This window comes from Alkaliphilus peptidifermentans DSM 18978 (genome assembly GCF_900101495.1).
GTDB lineage: Bacteria > Bacillota > Clostridia > Peptostreptococcales > Natronincolaceae > Alkaliphilus_C > Alkaliphilus_C peptidifermentans.
The window spans coordinates 1-1,430 of record NZ_FMUS01000070.1; the positions used below are offsets into that span (position 1 = coordinate 1).

General features: G+C 52.0%; 15 tRNA genes. All 15 read right to left on the minus strand.

The annotated features are described in order from the left end of the window. Positions 1–3: 3 nt before the first annotated feature. The 15 genes from BLP68_RS21250 to BLP68_RS21320 all read right to left on the minus strand — a co-directional run bounded on the left by BLP68_RS21250 (position 4) and on the right by BLP68_RS21320 (position 1,412). A tRNA-Glu gene (locus tag BLP68_RS21250) sits at positions 4–78 on the minus strand. Positions 79–85: 7 nt separating this feature from the next. Beyond that, a tRNA-Phe gene (locus tag BLP68_RS21255) sits at positions 86–161 on the minus strand. A gap of 4 nt (positions 162–165) precedes the next feature. After that, positions 166–242, minus strand: a tRNA-Ile gene (locus tag BLP68_RS21260). 7 nt (positions 243–249) lie between these two features. Next, positions 250–326 (minus strand) — tRNA-Pro (locus BLP68_RS21265). 4 nt (positions 327–330) lie between these two features. After that, positions 331–406 (minus strand) — tRNA-Trp (locus BLP68_RS21270). A gap of 7 nt (positions 407–413) precedes the next feature. Further along, positions 414–490: transfer RNA gene (locus tag BLP68_RS21275), tRNA-Ile, on the minus strand. A gap of 24 nt (positions 491–514) precedes the next feature. After that, positions 515–591 (minus strand) — tRNA-Pro (locus tag BLP68_RS21280). Positions 592–597: 6 nt separating this feature from the next. Further along, positions 598–689, minus strand: a tRNA-Ser gene (locus tag BLP68_RS21285). Between the two features lie 5 nt (positions 690–694). Further along, positions 695–783 (minus strand) — tRNA-Ser (locus tag BLP68_RS21290). Positions 784–792: 9 nt separating this feature from the next. Continuing rightward, positions 793–868, minus strand: a tRNA-Lys gene (locus tag BLP68_RS21295). Between the two features lie 7 nt (positions 869–875). Beyond that, positions 876–951: transfer RNA gene (locus BLP68_RS21300), tRNA-Gln, on the minus strand. Between the two features lie 28 nt (positions 952–979). Then, positions 980–1,056: transfer RNA gene (locus BLP68_RS21305), tRNA-Arg, on the minus strand. Positions 1,057–1,067: 11 nt separating this feature from the next. Beyond that, a tRNA-Gly gene (locus tag BLP68_RS21310) sits at positions 1,068–1,141 on the minus strand. A 16-nt stretch (positions 1,142–1,157) separates the two neighbouring features. Next, positions 1,158–1,242 (minus strand) — tRNA-Tyr (locus BLP68_RS21315). Positions 1,243–1,335: 93 nt separating this feature from the next. Next, positions 1,336–1,412 (minus strand) — tRNA-Asp (locus BLP68_RS21320). Positions 1,413–1,430 lie beyond the last annotated feature (18 nt).

The following is a 1,430-nucleotide window of genomic DNA, read 5'->3' on the forward strand; positions in this document are numbered from 1 at the left end:
AAATGGTGACCCCTAGGGGAATCGAACCCCTGTTACCGCCGTGAAAGGGCGGTGTCTTAACCGCTTGACCAAGGGGCCAAACTAATGGTGCCCAGAGGCGGAATCGAACCACCGACACGGAGATTTTCAGTCTCCTGCTCTACCGACTGAGCTATCTGGGCTTACTGGTGGGCTCAAGTGGACTCGAACCACCGACCTCACGCTTATCAGGCGTGCGCTCTAACCTGCTGAGCTATGAGCCCTTTAAGATGGTCCGGGTGGAGAGATTCGAACTCCCGACCCCATGGTCCCAAACCATGTGCGCTACCAAACTGCGCTACACCCGGAAAATGGCAGGGGTGACAGGATTCGAACCCACGACACGTGGTTTTGGAGACCACTGTTCTACCAGCTGAACTACACCCCTAAAAAAATGGTGGGCCTTCAGGGACTCGAACCCCGGACCTACCGGTTATGAGCCGGACGCTCTAACCAACTGAGCTAAAGGCCCCTATATATAATATAGGTTATATAATGGTCCGGGTGGAGAGATTCGAACTCCCGACCCCATGGTCCCAAACCATGTGCGCTACCAAACTGCGCTACACCCGGACAAAATGGCGGAGAAGGCGGGATTCGAACCCGCGCGCCGCATACACGACCTAACGGTTTAGCAAACCGTCCTCTTAAGCCTACTTGAGTACTTCTCCTTAACTGGCGGAGAGGGTGGGATTCGAACCCACGGCCCCTTTCGGAGTCACTGGTTTTCAAGACCAGCTCCTTAAACCGCTCGGACACCTCTCCAGTTATATATGGTGACCCATCCGCGACTCGAACGCGGGACACCCTGATTAAAAGTCAGGTGCTCTACCGACTGAGCTAATGGGTCGAATTTATGGCTGGGATAGCAGGACTCGAACCTGCGGATGACGGAGTCAAAGTCCGTTGCCTTACCGACTTGGCTATATCCCAACGATAAAACAATCAGTTTTTAATAAAATGGCGTGCCCACAGGGATTCGAACCCCGGACACTCGCCTTAGAAGGGCGATGCTCTATCCAGCTGAGCTATGGGCACATTTTAAATAGTGGAGCGGGTGAAGGGAATCGAACCCTCGCGGTCAGCTTGGAAGGCTGAAGTTCTACCACTGAACTACACCCGCATGTAGTTTATTTTATTGGTGGAGGGAGAAGGATTCGAACCTTCGAAGTCGTCGACAACAGATTTACAGTCTGCCCCCTTTGGCCGCTCGGGAACCCCTCCGTTTATCTGAGCAGCAATAACTATCTTACCATCGTAATAAACTGATGTCAACTAACAGTTATTTCCTTTTGTTTTACATCTATTAAAGTAAACTGGCGACCCGGAAGGGACTCGAACCCTCGACCTCCAGCGTGACAGGCTGGCATTCTAACCAACTGAACTACCGGGCCAATCTTAAATTGAAAATT